Annotated in this window: 16 protein-coding genes; 15 read left to right on the top strand and 1 reads right to left on the bottom strand. The window is 42.4% G+C overall.

The features are described 5' to 3' along the window. The first annotated feature begins 264 nt into the window (after positions 1–264). The 8 genes from B2400_RS15385 to B2400_RS15350 all read left to right on the top strand — a co-directional run bounded on the left by B2400_RS15385 (position 265) and on the right by B2400_RS15350 (position 13,040). Positions 265–3,420, top strand: a complete 3,156-nt coding sequence (locus B2400_RS15385; RefSeq protein ID WP_286650166.1) for a SusC/RagA family TonB-linked outer membrane protein — start codon at positions 265–267, stop codon at positions 3,418–3,420. An 8-nt stretch (positions 3,421–3,428) separates the two neighbouring features. Further along, complete coding sequence (locus B2400_RS15380) at positions 3,429–5,153, top strand: RagB/SusD family nutrient uptake outer membrane protein (protein WP_286650165.1); 1,725 nt, start codon at positions 3,429–3,431, stop codon at positions 5,151–5,153. Between the two features lie 174 nt (positions 5,154–5,327). Next, a complete protein-coding gene (locus tag B2400_RS15375) occupies positions 5,328–6,392 on the top strand; it encodes a prolyl oligopeptidase family serine peptidase (protein ID WP_293934705.1) in 1,065 nt (354 codons plus the stop codon). A gap of 84 nt (positions 6,393–6,476) precedes the next feature. After that, a complete protein-coding gene (locus tag B2400_RS15370) occupies positions 6,477–8,183 on the top strand; it encodes a GMC oxidoreductase (RefSeq protein ID WP_286650163.1) in 1,707 nt (568 codons plus the stop codon). Between the two features lie 89 nt (positions 8,184–8,272). Next, positions 8,273–9,712, top strand: coding sequence for a PQQ-dependent sugar dehydrogenase (locus B2400_RS15365; RefSeq protein WP_293934701.1), 1,440 nt, complete (start codon positions 8,273–8,275; stop codon positions 9,710–9,712). An 8-nt stretch (positions 9,713–9,720) separates the two neighbouring features. Continuing rightward, complete coding sequence (locus B2400_RS15360; RefSeq protein WP_286650161.1) at positions 9,721–10,953, top strand: Nramp family divalent metal transporter; 1,233 nt, start codon at positions 9,721–9,723, stop codon at positions 10,951–10,953. A gap of 9 nt (positions 10,954–10,962) precedes the next feature. Further along, positions 10,963–11,976: an NAD-dependent epimerase/dehydratase family protein gene (locus tag B2400_RS15355; protein ID WP_246172499.1), complete on the top strand. Its 1,014-nt coding sequence runs from the start codon at positions 10,963–10,965 to the stop codon at positions 11,974–11,976. After that, complete coding sequence (locus tag B2400_RS15350) at positions 11,976–13,040, top strand: dihydrodipicolinate synthase family protein (protein WP_286650160.1); 1,065 nt, start codon at positions 11,976–11,978, stop codon at positions 13,038–13,040. Before B2400_RS15355 ends, B2400_RS15350 begins: the two co-directional genes overlap by 1 nt. Positions 13,041–13,066: 26 nt before the next feature. Here the strand turns inward: B2400_RS15350 and B2400_RS15345 are convergent, their stop codons facing one another. Further along, entirely contained in the window at positions 13,067–14,257 is a 1,191-nt protein-coding gene (locus tag B2400_RS15345; protein ID WP_293934696.1) for a M20 metallopeptidase family protein, read from the bottom strand. A 201-nt stretch (positions 14,258–14,458) separates the two neighbouring features. On the opposite strand from B2400_RS15345, the gene B2400_RS15340 reads away from it, so the two are divergent. The 7 genes from B2400_RS15340 to B2400_RS15310 all read left to right on the top strand — a co-directional run bounded on the left by B2400_RS15340 (position 14,459) and on the right by B2400_RS15310 (position 23,037). Next, on the top strand, positions 14,459–15,928 hold the full coding sequence (locus B2400_RS15340) for a sodium:solute symporter family protein (protein ID WP_286650158.1): 1,470 nt from the start codon (positions 14,459–14,461) through the stop codon (positions 15,926–15,928). Between the two features lie 11 nt (positions 15,929–15,939). After that, the gene (locus tag B2400_RS15335) at positions 15,940–17,184 is read left to right on the top strand and encodes an AGE family epimerase/isomerase (RefSeq protein WP_286650157.1); all 1,245 of its coding nucleotides are present in this window, start codon (positions 15,940–15,942) and stop codon (positions 17,182–17,184) included. Beyond that, positions 17,174–18,181 (top strand): Gfo/Idh/MocA family protein, encoded by a 1,008-nt coding sequence (locus tag B2400_RS15330; RefSeq protein ID WP_286650156.1) that lies wholly within the window; start codon positions 17,174–17,176, stop codon positions 18,179–18,181. Before B2400_RS15335 ends, B2400_RS15330 begins: the two co-directional genes overlap by 11 nt. An 11-nt stretch (positions 18,182–18,192) precedes the next feature. Beyond that, positions 18,193–19,539 (top strand): Gfo/Idh/MocA family protein, encoded by a 1,347-nt coding sequence (locus tag B2400_RS15325; protein ID WP_260038504.1) that lies wholly within the window; start codon positions 18,193–18,195, stop codon positions 19,537–19,539. A 181-nt stretch (positions 19,540–19,720) separates the two neighbouring features. Then, positions 19,721–20,785, top strand: coding sequence for a LacI family DNA-binding transcriptional regulator (locus B2400_RS15320; RefSeq protein ID WP_260038506.1), 1,065 nt, complete (start codon positions 19,721–19,723; stop codon positions 20,783–20,785). Positions 20,786–20,886: 101 nt separating this feature from the next. Beyond that, positions 20,887–21,657 (top strand): glucosamine-6-phosphate deaminase, encoded by a 771-nt coding sequence (locus B2400_RS15315; RefSeq protein WP_286650155.1) that lies wholly within the window; start codon positions 20,887–20,889, stop codon positions 21,655–21,657. 6 nt (positions 21,658–21,663) lie between these two features. Next, positions 21,664–23,037, top strand: coding sequence for a putative oxidoreductase C-terminal domain-containing protein (locus B2400_RS15310; RefSeq protein WP_286650154.1), 1,374 nt, complete (start codon positions 21,664–21,666; stop codon positions 23,035–23,037). The last annotated feature ends 96 nt before the right edge of the window (positions 23,038–23,133 follow it).

Genomic DNA, 23,133 nt, shown 5'->3' with positions numbered 1-23,133 from the left:
AAGATAGAAAAATTTAAAGAAATTTCTTGTAATCAATTTTGATTTGCCCTATATTGGTCGAAATCATAATCCTAAAATCAAAATAAAATAACATATTCGGCACGTCATTTTGTGTCTATTAGTGCGAAAAACCTAGTCTTGAGTGCTAGACTGTAAACGTTAACGGTGAGTTGGAAATTGTAACAAAAGTTCGAGATTCTTGCCGATTTTAAGAGTGAATCAATAACCAAATTAAACACTTATATGATATCAATTAGACCCTTAATGCTAATAGTTTTCCTCCTGTTGTTTGAGGTAACTGCTAGAGCACAAGAGCGGAGTTCTGTAACTGGTACGGTTCGGAATTCACAAGGAGTACCTTTGATGGGCGTTAGTGTGTCCAACATCGGTTCGAGCGGGGAGACTCAAACAGATGACAAAGGCGCCTTCCGCTTAGATGTTAATTCCCTAAATGATTCTTTACGTTTTTCATTTATCGGGTACAGTCCATTGCGTGTAGGAATCAATGGCCGCACAACGGTTAATGTGACCCTTCAAGATGATGCAACCGATTTGGATGAAGTCGTAGTCGTGGGATATGGCACACAAAGAAAAGGACAGTTAACGGCTTCCGTGGATGTTATTTCGAGCAAGCAATTGGCGGATCGTCCAGCTACAAATGTTGCTGATTTAATTAAAGGAGCATCGCCCAACGTTAATATCGGCATGGGTATGCGCGGTGGTGAACCTGGTGCAACAAGCTCTTGGAACATTCGCGGAGTTGGATCGATTTCTGGATCCAGCGCACCTTTGATCCTCGTTGATGGGGTGGAGATGGATTTAAATGCTATCGATCCCGAAACTGTAGACAATGTATCGGTTTTAAAAGATGCATCTGCATCGGCAGTTTATGGATCTAGAGCACCATTCGGTGTTGTTTTGATTACGACGAAAAAAGGTAGAAGAGAGCAGGGCGCGAAATTTGATTACAGCAATAACCTTTCGTTCTCATCGCCATTGAGATTACCAAGCTTTATCGACTCTTACACTTGGGCAACTGCTTATAATCAGGCAAATGCGAATGCAGGATTGACGCCAGTTTATAGTGATGAGCAAATGGAACGTATTAAAGGATATATCGATGGAACTTTTCCTTACGAATATGACCCGGAGAATCCAATCGACAATATCTGGGCTGGCCGTAGAAATGGTAATGCAAATAATGACTGGCCACATATCTTGATGGGCAAGAATGCTTTCAGTCAGAAGCATAACATCAACGTTTCAGGCGGTTCAGAGAAAACGCAGTACTTCTTATCGGCAGGTTATAATAAGCAAAATGGTACCTACGCATTTGGCTATGACTATTTCAAGCGCTATAACTTGATGTCGAATGTGTCAACTCAGTTGACGGATTGGTTTAAGATCAATTCAAGTTTAAAATGGGCACATACAGCGACGGATTTTCCAATGGGTGAAACGACCGTAGGTCGCGAGCATACATTCAGAGAGATGTTGATGTTCGCTCCGATGATGCCATTCCACAATATTAACGGAACCATTCAAAGTCCTTTAGTGCGTTTATTGCAAGACTCAGGACGCGATAAGAAAAGTAACAACGATTTCCTTGCAACAATCGGTGGAGAGTTGGAACCAATTAAAGGCTGGGTAACTTCCGTAAACTACAACTACAACATCAAAAACACCAAAACTAGTTTGAATCCTAAACCAGTAATGGTTGAGCTTGGAACAGGTGGTTTCGGAAATATCGGTAAGCCACAAGCATCTTACACTTCCGGATATTACGAGTATGTGTATAAAGTATTGAACGCAGTTACTTCATACGAAACGCAATTAGACGATCATTACTTCAAAGGAATGTTGGGTTTTGAGCAAGAGGAGAATGTTTACTCCGGCTTGAATGCTACAGGTACATCTCCTGTTGTTGATGAATACCCTTCGATTGGAACTTCATTGGGCGGAATTATTGCCGACGATAATATGAGCCACTGGGCGACAAGAGGAGCCTTTGGCCGTATCAACTACAACTATCAAGAAAAGTATCTGGTGGAAGTAGCGGGTCGCTACAACGGTTCTTCCAGATTTCCGAAGGATATTCGATTTGCATTCTTCCCTTCAGCATCGGTAGGTTATGTGATATCTAAAGAAAATTACTTCGAACCGTTAAGAGATAAGATCGATAACCTGAAACTTCGCGCTTCATATGGTGCGCTAGGAAATCAGAATGTTGCGAACTATCTGTATATCTCAAAAATCCCAATTAATCCTGAAACAAACTGGATTATTAACGATTCTAGACCGCAATATGCTAGTATTCCGGCGATTATTTCCGATCAGATTACTTGGGAAAATATCACGACGTTAAACTTAGGTTTGGACATGTCTTTCTTGAGATCTAGACTAGGCGTTTCATTCGATTGGTACAATAGGACGACAGACAAGATGTTAGGTCCTTCGATCGAATTGCCTTTCTTGTTAGGAGCGACAACACCAAGAACCAATAATGCAAAACTACAAACGAAGGGTTTTGAATTGGTGGCTACTTGGAACGATAAATTAAATAACGGTATCGGTTATAATTTTAAAGTGACTTTAGGGGATAGCCGTACTCAGATTTTGGAATACCTGAACTTGGTAGGTCGTATCGATACTTGGTATAATGGTAAGGAATATGGTGAGATTTGGGGATTTGAGACGGATGGTATTATTCAGACACAAGGTGAGCCAATGGCAGACCAGTCGAAATATCATGCGAACTGGGGACCTGGAGATATCAAATATGTGGATCAGAATGGAGACGGTATTATCAATGACGGAACGCGTACATTGGATGACTACGGTGATTTAAAAGTAATCGGCAATGACCAAGCACGTTACAACTTCGGTATTACTGCCGGCATGAACTGGAAAGGATTTGATTTCAATATGTTCTGGCAAGGGGTTGGAAAACGTGATTTCTTACCTGAGTCGTCGACACCTTTGTTCTGGGGCTTGACGAATGCATGGGCAAGCTCAGGTCTTTACAAAAACTCACCAGGTTTAGACTATTGGAGACCGGCAGATGAAACAAATATCCTGGGCCCGAATACCGATTCCTATCTACCGAAGCCTTATTTTACGGTGGAGACTGGAAAAAACAGACTTGCGCAATCTAGATATATGTTGAATGCATCTTATATCCGCTTGAAGAATGTTCAGGTGGGATATACCTTGCCTGAAAGTGTAGTTGGTAAGATGTTCAGTCGTGCTAGGGTTTATTTCTCAGGTGAAAACTTGTTGACTTTCTCAAGCTTACCGAAAGTGTTCGATCCGGAAACAGCCATCGCTTCTGATAGCCGCGAAGGTGGATACTTAACCAGTGGGGTTATCTATCCCATGAACAGCATATTATCATTCGGTTTAAACCTAACCTTAAAGTAATGACGATTATGAAGAACTTTCTAAAATTATCCAGCATATTATTAGCAAGCAGTATGACCTTGCTATCCTGTAACGACGATTTCTTAGAGCGTCAGCCCTTAGATGAAGTGGGAGCGGGGAGTTATTTCACCAAGCCGATGGATTTGGAAATCTATATGAACCAATATTACAACGCTTCATTTTTTCCAAAATACCCTAACCATGGTGGCGACTACAACAGCGACAATATGGTCGCTTCAACGCCTGATGTAAGATTACAAGGCACAAGAACTGTTGCCACAACAGGAACCATAGGTTTTGGCAACGTACGTAGCTTAAACTATTTCTTAACCGAGTATAAAAAACTGGAAGGTAATCATGACTTCAATACCTACAAGCAATATGTCGGTGAAGCCTACTATTTTAAAGCTGTTACCTACCTTAACTTATTAAAGTCATATGGTGATATACCTTGGGTAGATCAGGTATATGGAACGACTTCGCCAGAACTCTATAGTCCGAGAACGCCGCGTAATATCGTTGCAGACCGTATCCTTGGATGTTTAGATACCGCTGCGATGTACTTGAATGCTGACCGTACTAATGGCTATAGTCGCATCAACAAATGGATTGCCTTATTGATGCAAAGTCGTGTGGCACTCTATGAAGGCACTTGGCAGAAATATCATAACGGAACTCCATTTGGAGTGCAGAACGCTGATCCGAATAAGTATTTTGAGATAGCTGTAAAGGCGAGTGAAGAGGTAATGAATTCCGGATTATACAGCGTATATAATACTGGAAAACCAGAATCAGACTATTTTGATCTCTTCACGCGTCGGGATTATACCTCGAATACCGAGGTTCTTTTCTGGAGACGTTATGATAATGATCTTTCGAGAGGAGATACCGACTTTACAAATGACCGTAACTTCAGAATGTCTCAGCCATTGGGTCGTTCGATGACTAAAGAAGCAATCGATCAATATTTAATGACCGATGGTAGACCTATTACAGGTAACAGCCTATTTGGTGGTTACACTACGATTACTCAAGAGTTTCAAAATAGAGATGCAAGGTTGAAGCAAACTATTGCGACACCAGCGCAGGTATGGAAGATTGCAGCCAATGGGACAACGCAGAATTGGTCGGTTGTATATAATACATTGAATACGAAGACGGATTTAAATGCGCCGACAGGTTATATCATTCAAAAGGGATACGATCCACATGTGATTTATCATGTACAGCAATATGAAGAAACACCTTCTATTCTTTTCCGATATGCCGAAGTTCTCTTGAACTATATTGAGGCAAAAGCGGAGTTGGGAAGTGCTACACAAGCTGATATCGACAAAACTATCAAGCCATTGCGCGATCGCGTAGGCATGCCGAATATCGTGATCGGAAGCATTGCCAGTGATGCTAAATGGGAGTTTCCGACTTTAACTCCATTGTTGAACGAGATCAGACGTGAGCGTCGCATCGAGTTAATTGGCGAAGGTTTCCGTTGGGATGATATCGCACGTTGGGCTGCAGCGGATGAAGTTATCGTGGGCAAGCGCCCGCATGGATTCTTAGCGAGTCAGATAACAACTAATCCATTCCCTGTAGATCAAAACGGTTTCCTTGATCCTTTCCAGAAAGCAATTCCAAATGGTTATGGATTTAAGTTAGGTAGAGATTATTTAAACTCCATTCCGGAGAGTGAGATTGTCTTAAATGACAAGTTAACACAAAATCCAGGATGGTAAAGATTTTCGTTTAATATAGGTTTGAATGTCCAAAGCGGTGGTAAGTGCCAGCTTGCCACCTAACTTTGGTCTTTGACCGAAAGAATGAGTATAATGAAAAAATCGTTTCCATATTATTGTATTTGCACTTTACTATTTATTGGTATGCTGCATCCTCTGCTCGCGCAGAAAAAGATGGATAAAAAAGCTGTATGGGCAGAAATAAGTCCATATTTCCAAGCTCCTGCGGCGTTCGAGAACCAGTATGGCGATTATACATCTGTGCTCATCGATGAAGGAGGAAACGAAATTCAGAGCAAATCAGCTTGGTTAAAACAAAGAGAAAAGATTAAGGCGAAGTGGATGGATCAGATGGGGCAATGGCCTTCATTTTTAGAAGATCAGAAGCTTCAGTTTTTAGATACCACCGTTCGCGAGGGCTATACCGAATATGTAGTGGCTTTTGACTGGTTGCCTAATCGAGAAACACAGGGATACTTATTGGTCCCACATACAAAAGGTAAGAAAGCAGCGGTTTTGACCGTGTTTTACGAGCCTGAAACGGCCATCGGCCGTGGTAAAGCGGAGCGTGACTTTGCATTGCAATTATGTAAGCAGGGTTTTGTAACCTTATCAATCGGTACAACCGAAACAACGAACAATAAAACTTATTCGTTATACTATCCATCGATAGATAACGCACAAATACAGCCACTGTCTGCACTAGCATATGCTGCTGCAAATGCATGGTATGTGTTGGCAAATTATAAAGAAGTCGATTCCAACAGGATTGGAATTATGGGGCACTCTTATGGTGGCAAATGGGCGATGTTTGGTTCCTGTTTGTTTGATAAGTTTGCATGTGCGGTGTGGTCGGATCCGGGGATCGTATTTGATGAAACAAAAGGTTCTGGTGTAAATTACTGGGAACCTTGGTATTTGGGGTATTATCCACCGCCTTGGCAAAATGCGTGGAGACAGACCGGAATGATTGATGGAGCAAAAGGCTTATATCCTAAGCTGATGATATCGAAGCAAGACTTGCACGAGCTACATGCTTTAATGGCTCCGCGACCATTCTTGGTATCCGGTGGTTCGTCGGATCCTATCGAAAGATGGATTCCATTGAATCACACTATTAAGTTGAACAAATTATTGGGATATGAAAATAGAGTCGCGATGACCAATAGACCAGAGCATTCTCCGAATGCTGAATCTAATCGTCAAGCAAACCTATTTTTTGAATATTTCTTGAAGTAAGGGGGATAAAATGGCTAGATTTAAGATCGAAAAGCACGATGGAAAGAATCGAATCGTAAGTATCAACAACCTTAAATAAACGACATGGACCTAAACAGCGAATTTGATGTAATTGTTATTGGCTCTGGAATCAGTGGAGGATGGGCAGTGAAGGAATTTACCGAAAAGGGATTTAAGACGCTCTTGATCGAAAGAGGGCGTATGGTTAAGCATATTAATGATTATCCAACGGCGAATATGGATCCTTGGGAATTTGAACACCGAGGGCAAAAGACCAAAGCTGATGTTGCAGAAAATAAACTTATCAGTAAGCACTACGCTTATGGCGAGGCGACTAAGCACTTTTATATAAAAGACGAAGATCAAGAGTATATTCAAGAGAAGCCTTTCGATTGGATCCGCGGATTTCAGATAGGGGGTAAATCTTTATTATGGGCCAGACAAACGCAACGCTGGAGCGACTTTGAATTCAATGCGCCGAAGAAATATGACTATGCGATAGACTGGCCGATTCGTTATGCTGATCTGGCACCTTGGTATTCGCATGTAGAGAAGTTCGTAGGAATCTCCGGTAACCGTGATGGTATTGAAAATATGCCAGACTCGGAAGTCGTGGGTGCCTTTGAAATGAATCAGGTAGAGAAGGCTATCGCGGATTCTATCGATCAGAACTTTACAGACCGTAAAGCTATCATCGGTCGTTCTGCAAACCTTGCTGTGATTAAGGATGAACAAAAGAAGCAGGGCAGAGGTCAATGTATGGCAAGATCGCTTTGTGAGCGTGGCTGTCCGTTTGGGGGATATTTCAGTTCTAACTCTTCGACTATACCTTATGCCGAGAAAACAGGGAATCTAACGATCGTAACGGATAGCATCGCCGAGTCGATTATCTACGATGAAAAGACTGGAAAAGCAGCGGGCGTACAAGTAATCGACGCGAACAGCAGAGAAAAGAAAACATACAGAGCGAAGGTGATCTTTCTGAATGCAGCAACATTGAATTCTAATTTAATCCTGTTGAATTCCAAATCGGAGCGTTTTCCGAATGGCTTAGGGAATGATAATGGGCTCTTAGGGCGATATATTGCCTTCCACAATTATAGAGGAAGGATTACGGCAGAAATCGATGGATTTGAAGATTCCTATTATTACGGACGCAGACCAACTCAGGTTTTTATTCCTGCTTTCAGGAATATTCACAGCGATGCGGAGACCTTTAAGGGCTCTTATCTGATTGCCTATTCGGCGAATCGTGATGGCTGGGGTCGCAATCCGGGATTGAATACCTTGGGTGCTACCTTTAAGGATGCCATATTGGAACCGGGAGGATGGAAGATTTCGATGATGATGCAAGGAGAGGTATTGCCTATTTATGAGAACCATGTACGCTTAAGCCCTGATAAAAAGGATAAGTACGGCCTGCCACAGCTCATTACGTCTATCGGTTATTCGGATAATGATGTAGCGATGATGGAGGATTTCTTTAAAGAAGGGACTTCCATTTTAGAGAAAGCAGGTTGTAAGAATATTAAGAAGCTAGATCAGCATATCGCTTTTGGAAGGCAGCCTGGCTTGGAAGTACATGATGTAGGTGGCGTTCGTATGGGAGAGGATCCTAAGTATTCCTTGTTGAACAAATACAATCAGTTGCATCATTGTAAGAACGTCTTCGTAACTGACGGTGCTTGTATGTCTAGTGTTGGTAATCAGAACCCTTCGCTGACCTTCATGGCATTGACTGCCAGAGCTGTCGATTATGCAGCGGAACAATTGAAAAACGGATATTTATAATGATATTTCAACCTAAACCATTTATTAACATTTTAATCTTCTCTTGCCTCTTTTTTACAGCATGCAGGCAAACGGATCATAATTTCACCGTGAAAGATGTTCATGCGGAATATCTTAAACTTGATAACAGCTACTTAGAAGTAAGTACAGTCGCTGAAGGATTGTCAGTTCCATGGGGGATGGACTATATAGACAATAAGATTCTTTTTACTGAGATCGCGGGGAAAGTAAAAGAGCTGAATCTAACGACGGGAGAGGTGAGGACACTTTTAGAGATAGAGGATGTTTTTACAAGAACGACCCCCGGCTTATTGGACATAACGATTCAAAAGAATACAACCGATGATCCATACGTCTTTTTAAACTATACGAAAAAGAGAGACTCTTTGGTGGTTTCAACGCTCATGCGCTATCAGTATAACGGTACGGAGCTCATTAATCCGACGGAAATTCTTAGCGTTGCAGGCGCGAACGGGCATAATGGGACGCGCCTTTTGATCGATAAGAACAATATTCTTTATTGGGCAACAGGGGATGTCGCGGACAATAATATGGCGCAGGATTCAACGACCTTAAATGGCAAGGTGCTGCGCATGAATTTAGACGGCTCTGTGCCAGCGGATAATCCTATTCCCAACAGCTTAGTATATGCCTGGGGCTTCAGAAATATTCAGGGGATGACCTTGGATAAAGATGGTAATCTGTTTACTGCGGAGCATGGCGATGCCATTGAGGATGAAGTCAATTGGGTTCGACCATTGCATAATTACGGCTGGCCATTAATCGAGGGCAAACACGACACGGATCAGGAGTTGGCCATTACAGCAAAAACCAAAATGACTGAACCTATCCGATCATGGACACCTGTAATAGCCCCGGCAGGTATGGCTTATTACAACCATGATGAGATTTCGGAATGGAAGAATTCCTTGTTGCTCGTAACGCTTAAGAGCCAAACGTTGCGCGTATTAAACCTTAATGATGATCAGCATAGCATAAAGGAAGAGCACATTTATTTTGGGAAGCACTTTGGGCGTATGCGTGCGGTTTTAGTACTGCCTAATGGCGATGTGTTACTTTCTACAAGCAACAGGGATTGGAACCCTCAGCCTGGATTCCCGAAAGAGAATGACGATCGTATTATTCGCCTGCGGATTACCGATCAGAAGCCACAGTCTTTTTTACAAGAGGATCCGAAAGTTACAGCGGCTTCCAGCAATCAAAATGCTGCAGTATTGTATAAGAACTACTGTGCATCCTGCCACAAGGAGGATGGAAAGGGCGTCGCAAACTCTTTTCCGCCACTCGTGAATTCTGCACGCATAAACGATCTAACAGCATTTACAAAACTGTTGCTAGAAGGAACAAAAGACAAGAAGCCAATTAATGGCGTAAGCTATGAGCAAAATATGGCGAGTTATTCTTTCCTGAAAGATGATGAGCTTGCCGCAATAATCAATTACGTAAAAACAGAGTTTGGAGATAAGAAAACAACGACTCCGGAAGCGATAAAAGCACTTAGAAATTAACTTAAAAAATGAATAAAAACTGGTTATTAAAAGGCCTATCGATATTAGGCCCGGGGATTGTAACAGCCGCTCTTGTTTTTGGACCCAGTAAGATGACAATTACTTCCAAAATGGGAGCAGACTATGGGTTCGAACTCATCTGGGTTATTATTCTTGCTATATTCTTCATGCTCATTTTTACTAACATGAGTGCTAGAATCGGGCAATATAACACAGACTCGCTATTAACATTGATCCGCAAAAAGATCGGAAAGTTTGGAAGTGTCTTCATTGGAGCGGGGATCTTTTTAGTAGCCATATCCTTTCAAGCAGGTAACTCAACGGGTGTCGGGATTGCGATGGGGGAAGCGACAAATACGGATGCGAAGATCTGGATTATTGTATTCAATCTAGCCGGTATCTTGTTGTTGTTCTTCAGGTCTTTCTACCAGGTATTGGAGAAAGTAATGCTCGGGTTGGTGATCTTGATGCTTTTCAGCTTTGTACTGACATTGATATTGATTCAGCCTTCTTTCAGCCATATCGTTGATGGCTTAATTCCTCATATCCCGACTGGTTCGACGGGATTGATCGTTGCATTTATAGCATCTTGTTTTTCATTGGTAGGAGCATTTTATCAGTCCTATTTAGTGCAGGAAAAAAGAAAAGCGAATGGTGTTGCGCCTGGTGAACCCCTCTCGGCAGATAAGCATGCGCAACTAAGCAGTACGATTGGGATAATGATCTTAGGAATCATGAGTGCAGTGGTTTTAATCTGCGCGGCGTCCGTACTTCATCCACAAGGTATCAAAGTGAACTCTGCATCTGAAATGGCAATGGCATTAGAGCCACTATTTGGATCGAATGCTAGCCATCTGTTCCTTGTAGGATTGTTTGGCGCTTCGTTCTCTTCGCTTATCGGAAATGCAGCGCTTGGTGGGTCTATGCTCGGGGATGCTTTAGGATTGAAAGGGAACTTGAACAACAATTACGTGAAGATGCTGATTGCAACTGTGATGATCTTCGGAGCTATCATTTCTCTGTTGTTCAGCAAGCTTCCATTAGAACTTATCGTATTAGCGCAAAGTGTCACCATTTTCTTGGTGCCATTCACCGGAATAGCGATTTATTGGATTGCCAATAGTGAGGATATCATGGGAGAGCATAAGAATAATATGTTCCAAAAGATAGTTGGACTATTGGGTCTGTTTCTCGTGATTGGTTTAGCGGTATTGAATTTTAAAGTATTAGTATTATCATAAATGTTTGTTATGGATTTAAAAAAGTTGGAAGAGAAATACGCAGTACCTTCCAGAGAATTAGTTGAAGATGTAAAGCAGATTGAGGGTGATATCATGCTATTGGGTATAGCAGGAAAGATGGGGGTGAGCATGGGCAAGCTTCTTGTGGATGCGTTAAAGTTAGCAGGTAAAGAAAATAAAGTTTATGGAGTATCTCGTTTCTCGGATCCAAAGGCAAAAAGCCAAGTTGAAGAGAGCGGTATAATCGCCATCGCATGTGATTTATTGAACGACGAACAGCTTTTTAACTTACCGGATGTTGCCAATGTAATTTACTTGGCAGGGCATAAATTTGGAACTGTTGGAAATGAGGATTTCACATGGGCTATGAATACTTATTTGCCGGGCCGTGTTTCCGAGAAATTCAAAGATGCTAAGATCGTGGCATTCTCCTCAGGAAATATACTTCCTTTCGTGAAATTAAATGAAGGCGGGGTGGACGAAGATGCAGTCCCACAACCGATTGGTGAGTATGCGCAGTCATGCTTAGGCCGCGAACGCGTATTCCAATATTTCGCCAAAAAGAATAATACGCCAATGCTTATCTACCGTCTAAATTACGCTGTTGACTTCCGTTATGGTGTGATTATGGAGATCGGTAAATCCGTATGGAATGAAAAGCCTATTGATTTACGCACGGAGAATGTAAATGTGATCTGGCAAGGCGATGCCAATGAAATCGCTATCCGCTCCTTATTGCACTGTGAATCCCCTGCGAAGATACTGAACGTGACGGGCCCTGAAACCCTATCTACAAAATGGGTTGCTAAGGAGTTTGCTAAGATATTCGGAAAAGAAGCAAAGTTTGTTCATGAAGCCGAAGGAACGGCCCTATTGAATAATGCTTCCGAATGCCATCGCTTATTTGGTTATCCAAAGGTTACTATTAGAGAGGTTATTGAGCTAAATGCAGCTTGGATTCAAAACGGTGGCGATGAGTTTGGAAAACCAACGCATTTCCAAGAAAGAGGAGGACAATTCTAATGAAAAAGCTGACAAAAGAATTAAAAGATTTCTTAATGGAAGGGCAGGTCTTTCCTGCACATCCATTGGCGCTTAATGAAGACCGGACGTTGGATGAAGCAAGCCAGCGCCGCTTGACACGATATTACATGGAGTCAGGTGCGGGCGGTGTTGCGGTAGCTGTTCACTCTACGCAGTTCGAGATTCGTGATCCTAATATCAACTTATTCCGCAAGGTTTTGGAACTCGCAGCTGATGAAATTGATAAGGCTAAGTTAGATCGTCCTTTCCTTAAAATCGCAGGAATCTGCGGGCCAACAGAGCAAGCGCTTGAGGAGGCTGCAATCGCTGTGGAATTAGGATATGATATAGGTTTGTTAAGTATGGGAGGACTACAAGGCTGGACCGAAGAGGCGATCCTAGAGCGCGTACGAAAAGTGGCGCAAGTTATTCCTGTATTCGGATTTTATTTACAACCTTCAGTGGGCGGTCGTATATTTTCTTACGACTTCTGGAGCTCATTTGTTGAAATTGAAGGTGTCGAAGCAATCAAATGTGCATCTTTCAATAGATACCAAACATTGGATGTCATGCGTGCATTGGCAAACTCATCGCGTGCGGATGATGTAGCCATGTACACCGGAAATGACGACAATATCGTCGCTGACCTACTGACGACCTATGATTTCCAGGTGGATGGATTGGCGAAGTCAATTGACTTCCGCGGAGGACTCTTAGGACATTGGGCGGTATGGACAAAAAAGGCTGTAGATTTAATGCAGCAGGTTAAGCAGGCAAAGGCTTCTAAAGACTATCACCATTTGAATGCTTTGTTGAGCAAAGGTGTTAAAGTTACGGATAGCAATGCTGCATTCTTTGACCCCGCACATGATTTTCATGGTTGCATCCCAGGTATTCATGAAGTACTGCGCCGTCAAGGATTATTGAAAGGCATTTGGTGTCTAAACCCTGATGAAGTGTTGTCGGAAGGACAGGCCGAAGAGATTTCTCGTGTCTACGACAATTACCCAGAACTTAATGATGATACATTCGTGAAATCTTTCTTAGCGAAAGATAACGCTTAGTGTTTGTAAATACTGCAGTTTCCATCTTACAATCCTTGTAAGACGGAAACTGCTCCTTTAAACATAAACTCCACCGATCTTTCATAGATCGTTTCGTCGATATCAAAAGTCGGCGTATGTAATTCCGAAACAATACCCTTCTCTTCGTTTCTCGTCCCAACAAAATAGAATAAAGCCGGATACTTTTGCGCATAATAGGCGAAGTCCTCCGATGCCATCCAGGTTGGAACGGAAAGGCTGTTTTCAGCGCCATAAAGATTAGTCGCAAGTTGCTGCATTTCAGCCGTGAGACAAGGGTTATTATATAAAGTTGGATAACCTCTTTTTATCTCGATCTTTGCGGACGCACCGTAAGCATCCACCGTCTGAACAATTAAGTTCTCAATTTTTGCTAACGCAGAGGCTCTCCACTGCTCGTCGGTCGTACGGAAAGTACCTGCTAAATGAACCGTCGTAGGAATGACATTCGCTGCGCCATCGGCTATAACTTTTCCAAATGATAGAACGGATGGTATCCTCGGATCAGCATAGCGAGAAACTACTTGCTGCAAACCAACCAGTAATTGTGCTGATATAATAACTGGATCAATATTTAACTGCGGTTGAGCGCCATGCCCACCGCGACCCATAATATCAATGTAAATCTCATCGCTCGATGCCATCGCATATCCCGACTTGAAGCCAAAGGTTCCTAATGGCAGCTGTGGAGACACATGCTGACCAATAACTTTTTGAACCTGATAGCGATCCAGAATACCCGATTCCACAATTGCGGAAGCCCCGCCTGGGATTCTTTCCTCGGCAGCTTGGAAAATCAATACCACATTGCCATTCAAAGTATGCTTAATCTCATTTAGCAAATAAGCAACGCCCAAGAGATTTGAACTATGAAAGTCATGTCCACATGCATGCATCACACCTTTGTTTAAAGAAGCATATCCATGTTGGTTTTCTTCGGTAATCGGCAATGCATCAATATCGGCACGAAGGGCAATACTTTTTTCTGATGAACCGTTGCCATGAATAATTCCGATGAGGCCGGTAGGGGATACCTGCTCATATGGAATTCCCATTCCATCAAGAACACTAGCGATATACTTTGTAGTTTCTTTTTCCTCAAAAGACAGTTCCGGATGCTGATGTAAGTGTCGGCGCCATTGAACGACTTTTTCTAATATATGCTTGTCTTGCTTTTGAATGTACTCAATAGGGTTCATGGGTTTTGTAGTTTTCTGATTTTCAATGTTGTAGATGAACTTGTAAATACGTATATTGTATTTCGAAGCCAAAGTAAATTTAAAAATAAATTCAAAAATATCTTGCAAGCTTTTCAAATTAATCTTATATTCGGGTACGTACACAGTAAGACATCATTGTCGCACGTATCTACAATTATAATTTAAATTATTATCAGCCTTATGCAGTCCATTGATTATATCGTCATTGTCGTATTTTTCTTCCTTCTGATTGGGATCGGTATCTACAGTTACTTCAAGGTATCTTCATCCGCCGATTTCTTTACCGCAGGAGGGAAACTCCCTTGGTGGTTGTCTGGAATATCACATCATGTCTCTGGTTATAGCGGCGCAGTCTTCGTCGCATATGCGTCAATTGCCTATACCCACGGATTTGTGATGTACGTTTGGTGGGCATTTACGATTGCAATCGCTATGATCGGAACGATTGTCTTTATCGCACCTCGATGGGCAAGGCTACGGACTAAAACGGGGATACAATCGCCTACAGAATATTTAGCAACGCGATATAACCTGCCGGTTCAACAACTGATGGCTTGGTGCGGAGTAATCGTTAAGTTATTTGATGTTGGAGCGAAATGGGCAGCAGTAGGGATATTATTAAACGCTTTCATGGGCATTCCTATCGTTACGGGTATTATTCTTTCCGGGGTAGTTACTCTTTTCTATGTGACCTTAGGAGGCCTATGGGCCGATGTACTTAATGATTTTATGTCATTTCTTATTCAGGTAGCCTCCGGCTTGGTGATGTTCTTCGTCGTCCTGATGCACTTGGGCGATGGTGCGTCCGGCGTCTTTACGATGTGGGATCGTCTGCCACCAGAAAACAGTAATCTGTTCAATTCTCCGTATACAGTGGGCTTTGCCATGGCATTCCTAGTCATCAATTTCTTTAGTTACAGTGGTGGAACCTGGAATCTCGCAACGCGCTTTATATCATCGCCTTCAGGGAAAGACGCCAAAAAGGCGGCCATCCTTTCAGCAATCCTCTACCTTGTTTGGCCATTGATCCTCTTCTATCCGATGTTTGCGGCGCCTATATTCTTCCCGAATTTAGAAAAGCCAGAAACCTCATATTCTTTAATGGCAATGGAGTTTCTTCCTCCGGGACTTTTAGGTTTATTGGTTGCATCGTTATTCTCAACAACACTATCCATGACCTCTTCAGATGCGAATACTATCTCCTCGGTGATCACCCGTGATATTTTGCCGGTCATGATCAAGAAGGTTAAAACTTTCGATAAACCGAAGATGCTACTGGTTGCTCGTATTACGACCTTTAGCTTTCTAGTAATGACGATAATCATCGCCTTTAACGCACAGACATTTGGAGGTGTGATCGGATTGATCATTTCCTGGTTTGCGGCACTGTTAGGCCCAATATCTATCCCGATGATCCTTGGTCTATTACCATATTTCAAACATAGCGGAAGCACAGCCGCACTGCTCTCCATCATCGGTGGTTTAGCGACGTTTGTCATCTTAAAACTCATCGGAGGAACGGGATTTGCAGTGGAATTGGCAGGACCACTGATTGCTTCTTTGGTGCTCTATATAGGCTATGCTTTTGTTGCCAAAGGAGAAGTTCCTGAGAAAACAGAAAAACTATTAGATGCCATTAACGAAGAATAACAGAACATAAAATGAATAGCGTACAGATAAATAAGCAGACAGCGTTGACAAATGAAACGCTATATATGATGCTCGAACAGTATAAGCAATACTTGTTCGACGACTATCTGCCTTTTATCGATGAATACGTATATGATAAGGAGCATGGTGGGTATTTTTGGAATACCAGCTATAAAGGCAAGCAGCTTAGCAGCCACAAACGAACTTGGTATGACGCCAGAGGAACTTGGGTCTATTCTTACCTATACAAAGTTTTGGACCCTAATCCGCAATACTTAGAGCGTGCCAAGCAAACGCTCCAACTATTGTTCAAATCCAAAGATACTTGTGCTCGTTTCTGGCCTTGGGCTTACGATCAAGCCGGCAATGACCTCCAAGAAAGGGAAGGGGATATCTATGGAAATCTCTTTGTCGCAGAAGCTTTGGCCGCCTATTCTGATGCCAGTGGTGAAAAAGATGCTTGGGACGAGGCTAAAAATATTCTACAGGAAGCATTTTCACTTTACCAAACGAAAGAATATCGCTATCTTTTGGAGTATTCACCTACGAAAGATTATCCGGAAGCAGAAGAAATATTGGGGCATTACATGATTGTATTGCATCTATGTACGACCTTACTTCGCCTTCAAGCTGATGCCGAACTCGAAGAAATTGCAGATTATTGTTTGGAAGCATTGCTTCAGAAACATTATGATGCAGAACTGAACCTTATGCCCGAGCTGCGAAGCAAAGCGGGCAGCGGACTGGGCGAAAGTCTTGACCAGTTTGTTTATATCGGGCATGCTATTGAAACCTTATGGATGATCATGGATGAGGCGAAGCGCCGACAGGATCAGGAACTATTCGATCTTGCGGCATCCCGGTTCAAGTTTCATGTTGAGGTAGCGAAAGATGATTTATTTGGTGGTTTCTTCCACTGTTTGGACCATGCTAAAGAAAATAGGTTTCTCTTAGATAAAGTGCTTTGGGCACAAGAAGAAGTTATGGTGGGATGCTTAATCCTGATGGAGGAGCGTTCTGACGAATGGGCGTATCTTACGTTTCAAAAAACACTGCAGTATTTGCAGCAGCAATTTATACTCGATCATTTACCCTATAGACCTTGGAAAATCAACGGAAATAGACAGATGAATCGAGAAGAGGAGGGAATAAGGATAGAAAACTATCATCATCCGAGGCATTTGATATTCGGAATATTGACCCTTCAAAAAATTATAAACAGAAATACCTTAAACTTAAATAGCTATGAAAAATGATGTTAGCAGAAGAGGTTTCATAAAAACTACAGCAATGGCCTCGCTCGGAATCGGCATGCTCGGTCCAAATACCAAATTCTTTGAAGGCCTTTCCTCCGTACAAAAAGGAAAGCGCGTCGGAATTATCGGATTAGATACGTCGCATGCGACGGCATTTACCAAATCTTTAAATGGAGAAAATCCTGACCCTAGATTTAAAGGGTATAAAGTGGTAGCCGCTGTAGCGCAAGGTAGCAAGGATATTCCATCCTCTGTCGAGCGCGTTCCGAAATACATCGAAGAGGTAAAAAAGTATGGCGTTGAAATCGTTAAAGATATCAATGCTCTATTGAAGAAGGTAGACGTAGTATTGCTAGAGAGCAACGACGGAAGAGTGCATTTAGAACAAGCCATACCTGTAATCAAAGCTAAAAAAACCTTATTTATCGATAAGCCAATTGCCGCTTCGTATAAAGATGCTAAACAGATATTCGACTTAGCAAAACAAAACAATGTTCCGGTATTCTCTACTTCGTCTTTGCGGTTTATGGACAAAATAAAAGAAGTAAAAGGAGGTAGCGTTGGCAAAGTCTTAGGTGCTGATACATTCAGCCCTGCGGCATTAGAACCAAACCACCCTGACTTCTTCTGGTATGGTATCCACGGTATTGAAATCCTGTTTGCATTGATGGGAACTGGATGTGAAAGCGTAACGCGCGTGCATACTGAAGGTACGGATGTAGTAGTCGGAAAATGGAAAGATGGTCGCATCGGTACGTTCCGCGGTCTTCGTGTGGGTAAGCATGATTATGGCGGTACTGTTTTTGGTGAAAAAGGAAATACTACGCTGGGGCAGTTTAAAGGTTATGATTCCCTCCTTGTGGAGATTATCGCATTCTTTGAAACTGGAAATCCACCTGTTTCTGCCGAAGAAACCTTAGAGATCTGTGCGTTTATCGAAGCGGCAGACGAAAGCAAGCGTCAACAAGGAAAACCTGTATCATTAGTAACATCATAAACCTAAATAAGATGGAAGAATCTCGTAGAAATTTTATCAAAAAAGCGGTCATCGGCACTACTGCCATGACCTTTGGAGGCATTTTGCCGTCGTTTTCGGCAAAAAGCTATGGAAATATAATAGGTGCTAACGAACGTATCAATATCGCGATGATGGGCGTTAATGCGCGTGGTAAGGCTTTAGCAAATAACTTTGCCCTACAGCCCAACTCGCAGATTACCTATATCTGTGATGTAGACTCGGGAGCAATTGATCGCTGTATGCCGGAAGTGATGAAACGCCAGAAGCATCAACCGAAGACGGAAGGCGATTTCCGTCGTGCCTTGGAAGATAAGGATGTGGATGCATTGGTAGTTGCGGCGCCAGATCATTGGCACGCACCGGCTGCAATTCTTGCTTCATCGGCAGGTAAGCATGTTTACTTGGAAAAACCATGTAGCCATAACCCGCACGAAGGCGAGTTGCTAATCGAGGCGGTAAAGAAATACAAAAATGTTATCCAAATGGGCAACCAGCGCCGTTCTTGGCCAAATGTTGCTGCAGGAATTCGTGAAGTACATAATGGAGCTATTGGAAAAGCATACTTCGCGAAAACATGGTACACAAACAATAGAGCACCAATTGGTGTTGGAAAAGAAGTAGCAGTACCGAACTGGTTAAATTTTGATCTATGGCAAGGTCCAGCGCCGCGTCGTGCATATAAAGACAATATTCTGCATTACAACTGGCACTGGTTTTGGCATTGGGGAACGGGTGAGGCGCTAAACAACGGAACACACTTCGTCGATTTAGCACGTTGGGGATTACAAGTCGAGTACCCGACGCGTGTCACTTCTGTTGGCGGTCGATTCGCACACAAGGATGACTGGGAGACGCCTGATACACAAACCATCGGTCTAGAATTTGGAAACAACAGCATGATTACCTGGGAAGGCAGAAGCTGTAATGGTATGAAAACCGACGGCGCGACCGTAGGCGTAGTCTTCTACGGTGAGAAGGGTTCACTACAGATCAACGGCGATAATGCCTACCAAATTTTTGATTTGAATAGCAAGTTGGTGAAGGAAGTTCGCGACACAACGAAAGTTGAAGCAACGAGCCTAACGAATCCATCACAACAATTAGATGCTATCCATATTCAGAATTTTTTCTCGGCGATTAAAGACGGTTCTGCATTGAATTCCGATATTATCGGCGGTCATCAAAGTACACTACTTGTGCAGTTGGGTAATATAGCGCAGCGTACGGGCCAGGCGCTTGATATCGATCCGAAAACAGGTAAAATCCTTAATAATAAGGAGGCTATGAATAAATATTGGAAGCGCGAATATCAAAGAGGTTGGGAGCCGCGCGTCTAATACAGACGCGAGCTGTTGAAAGCATAAGCGTGAAGCCAAACAGAATCGGGCTAATTTGATATACAATCGCTATTCGGTAAGCTACTAATTAGCATAAAAAATGTTTTTTAAGTTAATATGTTTTACTGATTATTTAGTTATATTGTCGATCAATCCGTCAAAACGGGTACATTGGATTTATATGGAAAAAAAGCAAAAAGAGTTAAACGGGGTCAAGGAAATCGCTAGAAGAGCGAAAGTGTCCATTGCTACTGTTGATAGGGTGCTGCATAACCGACCGGGGGTTTCGGAGAAAACAAAACAGAAAATTCTCGAGATCATCAAAGAGTTGGATTATAAACCCAATATACTCGCGCGGCGCCTTGCATCGTCAAAAACGATGCATCTCTATACGCTGATTCCGGAGAAATCCAAGGAAACCGATTACTGGGACGTGCCTTTGCAGGGCATTTTTCAAGCAGAAAATGAAATCAAGCTCTATAATGTAAAAGTATCAAAGTTCTTCTACGACATGAACGATAAGCAATCGTTTATCGAACAGACGAAGAACATTTTGAAACAAACGGATATCGATGGACTGCTATTGGCGCCGGCCTTTGTTGAGGAAGCCGTAGCATTTACCGAAGAATGCAAGCGTAGGAATATTCCTTTTGTATTCATCAACTCGGATATCCCGCAACAGAAAAGCTTAAGTTATTTTGGCCCGAATCTATTCCATAGTGGACAAACAGCAGCGCACCTCATTCATTACCTGACGAAGGAAACCGATCAGCTCCTGCTATTGAATATTGCGAAAGATATCGATTCCGATCACCACATCCTACGTAAGGAAGAAGGATTCATGAGCTATTTCAACGATAACAAACCGCGAAATATTATTAAAGAAAATCTTTATGATACGAACTACCCTGCTGTCAAGAAGGCTTTAGCGAAGATCGTAAAGTCGAATCCGGACTTGCATCTCATCTTCGTGACCAATTCTAGGGTCGCTTTGGTTGCAAAATTTCTGCAAGAGATCGGTAAGAATGATATCTTGCTCATAGGTTATGACTTTCTGCCTAACAACATTGAATATTTAAATCAAGGCATGATTGATTTTCTGATCTGTGAGAAGCCACAGGAGCAGGCATACCGCGGAATAAAAGCGCTATATCGTTTTCTGATGTTTGAAGAGGATCAGGAGAAAGAGTATTTCATGCCGATAGATATTATACATCGCGAAAACCAACAATTTTATAAGAATTAAGGAAGCCGATGGCAAGGTAGCATATTTCATTATGCTTTGCTTTCTCATCGGGTACCTACACTAATATTAATAAAACCATTTATCAAAAATTATCTAAACCTATGGATGCTAAAGAACTAGAAGTTGGTACACTAAAGGTGTACACTTTTGAAAATAGAGAGGAGCTAGGTTTGTATGCAGGAAAAAAAGCTGCAGCACGAATTAAAGAACTGCAGGAAACACCCGATAAAATTGTTCGTATGATATTTGCCTCGGCGCCTTCACAGCTGGAAACACTGGCTTATTTACGTGAGGACGAGGGTATCGACTGGTCTCGGGTAGTCGCTTTTCATATGGACGAGTATGTCGGCATCGAGAAAAAACATCCGCAAAGCTTTGCTAGCTTCTTAGAGCAAAATCTATTTGATCAAGTAAATATCGGACAGGTTCATTTCATCAACGGCATTGCTGAGGATCCTCAGGCAGAATGCGAGCGCTATGAAGCATTATTGAAAGAAGCGCCCATCGACATTGTATGCTTGGGAATAGGGGAAAACGCACATATTGCATTCAATGAACCACACTTAGCTGACTTCGCAGACCCTCATTTTGTCAAACTGGTCGACTTGGATTTAACAAGTAGACAACAGCAGGTCAACGACGGATGTTTCCTTACCTTGGAGGAGGTGCCAACGCATGCAATTACGCTGACCGTGCCAGCATTGTTTGCGGGACAAAACCTTTTTTGCATGGTGCCCGGTAGTACCAAAGCGGCGGCAGTTCATGCCACCCTAAACGGAGAAATTACATCGGAAATACCATCTAGTATATTGCGGACACATCCACAGGTATCACTCTTTATCGATAAGGATAGTGCTGCACAACTAAACTAATTTCAAATGAAAAAATTAGCTATCGCCTTGCTTGTTCTCGCTACTTTGAATTCCTGTAAAACAGAAAAAGAAACAACGTCAGATAAACTCACGCTGATGACTTTAGATCCAGGACATTTTCATGCGTCCCTAATTCAAAAAAGTATGTTGCCCGGCATTGACTCCGTATGTTATGTTTATGCACCAAAGTCGTTAGGCGTATCTGCGCACAATGCTTTGCTGAATGAGTATAATATCCGTGAAGATAATCCGACGGGTTGGAAGGTCGAATCTTACACCGATTCAGATTTCTTAGAGAAAATGCTGGAAGAAAAGCCTGGCAACATCGTCGTGTTAGCTGGTAACAATAAGAGAAAGACAGATTATATCCATAAGTCAGTTTCTGCAGCGCTCAACGTACTTTCGGATAAGCCCATGGCCATCAACAAAGAAGGATTCAACCTGTTGATTGACGCCTTTGACGTTGCGAAGGAAAAGCAAGTATTGCTATATGATATCATGACCGAGCGTTATAATATCTTTTCTATTCTTCAAAAAGAGTTGGTCCACAATGCCGACCTATTTGGAACACTAGAGAAGGGTACAATTGATAACCCGGCAATCATCAAGAATTCGGTTCACCACTTTTATAAAGAGGTGTCGGGCAAACCTTTGATTCGTCCAGATTGGTATTATGATGTAGAGCAGGAGGGAGAAGGTATTGTCGATGTTACCACGCATTCAATCGACTTGATTCAATGGCAACTCTTTCCCGAAAATGTTTTTGATTACAAGGCTGATGTAGAGGTGCTCAATGCGAACCGCTATCCTACGAAAATTAGCTTAGAACAGTTTGAGCAATCAACTGGCGATGCCGCATTCCCGGGCTTCCTACAAAAGGATGTCAAAAACGATACACTAAATGTTTACGCCAATGGCGAGATCAATTATTCCCTAAAGGGAGTGCACAGCAAGGTGGCTGTACAATGGAATTATCAGGCTCCCGAAGGATCCGGTGATACCCATCTTTCACAAATTCGTGGAACGCGATCTATTGTATCGATCAAACAGGGCAAGGAGCAAAACTATAAACCACGCTTATACATCGAGCCAGCTGCAGCTCCTGGATTTACGGAAGATGACAAAAAAGCAATCACCGCGGGATTTGAAACCATCGCTAATAAATACAAAGGTATTGCACTGAAACCGGAAGGTAATGGCTACGTAGTCGAAATACCTGCAGATTTATTGGAAGGACATGAAGAACACTTCGCCCATGTCGCCAACAAGTTCTTTGATTATGTGCGCGCAGGCGAGATGCCAGAATGGGAGAAATCCTTCATGCTTACCAAATACTATATAACCACAGAAGCTTTGGCAAAAGCCAAAACATTAAGATAAACGATGTAATTCGATTCTAAACCTAAAAATAAAGCGGTCTCCTCAGGACCGCTTATTTTTGTGTGCCCAGCATGTGCAATAACTTTAGGGTGTAAG

The sequence above is a fragment of the Sphingobacterium sp. UBA6645 genome, assembly GCF_002455685.1.
GTDB lineage: Bacteria > Bacteroidota > Bacteroidia > Sphingobacteriales > Sphingobacteriaceae > Sphingobacterium > Sphingobacterium hotanense.
This window is presented reverse-complemented; position numbering and strand designations above follow the sequence as displayed.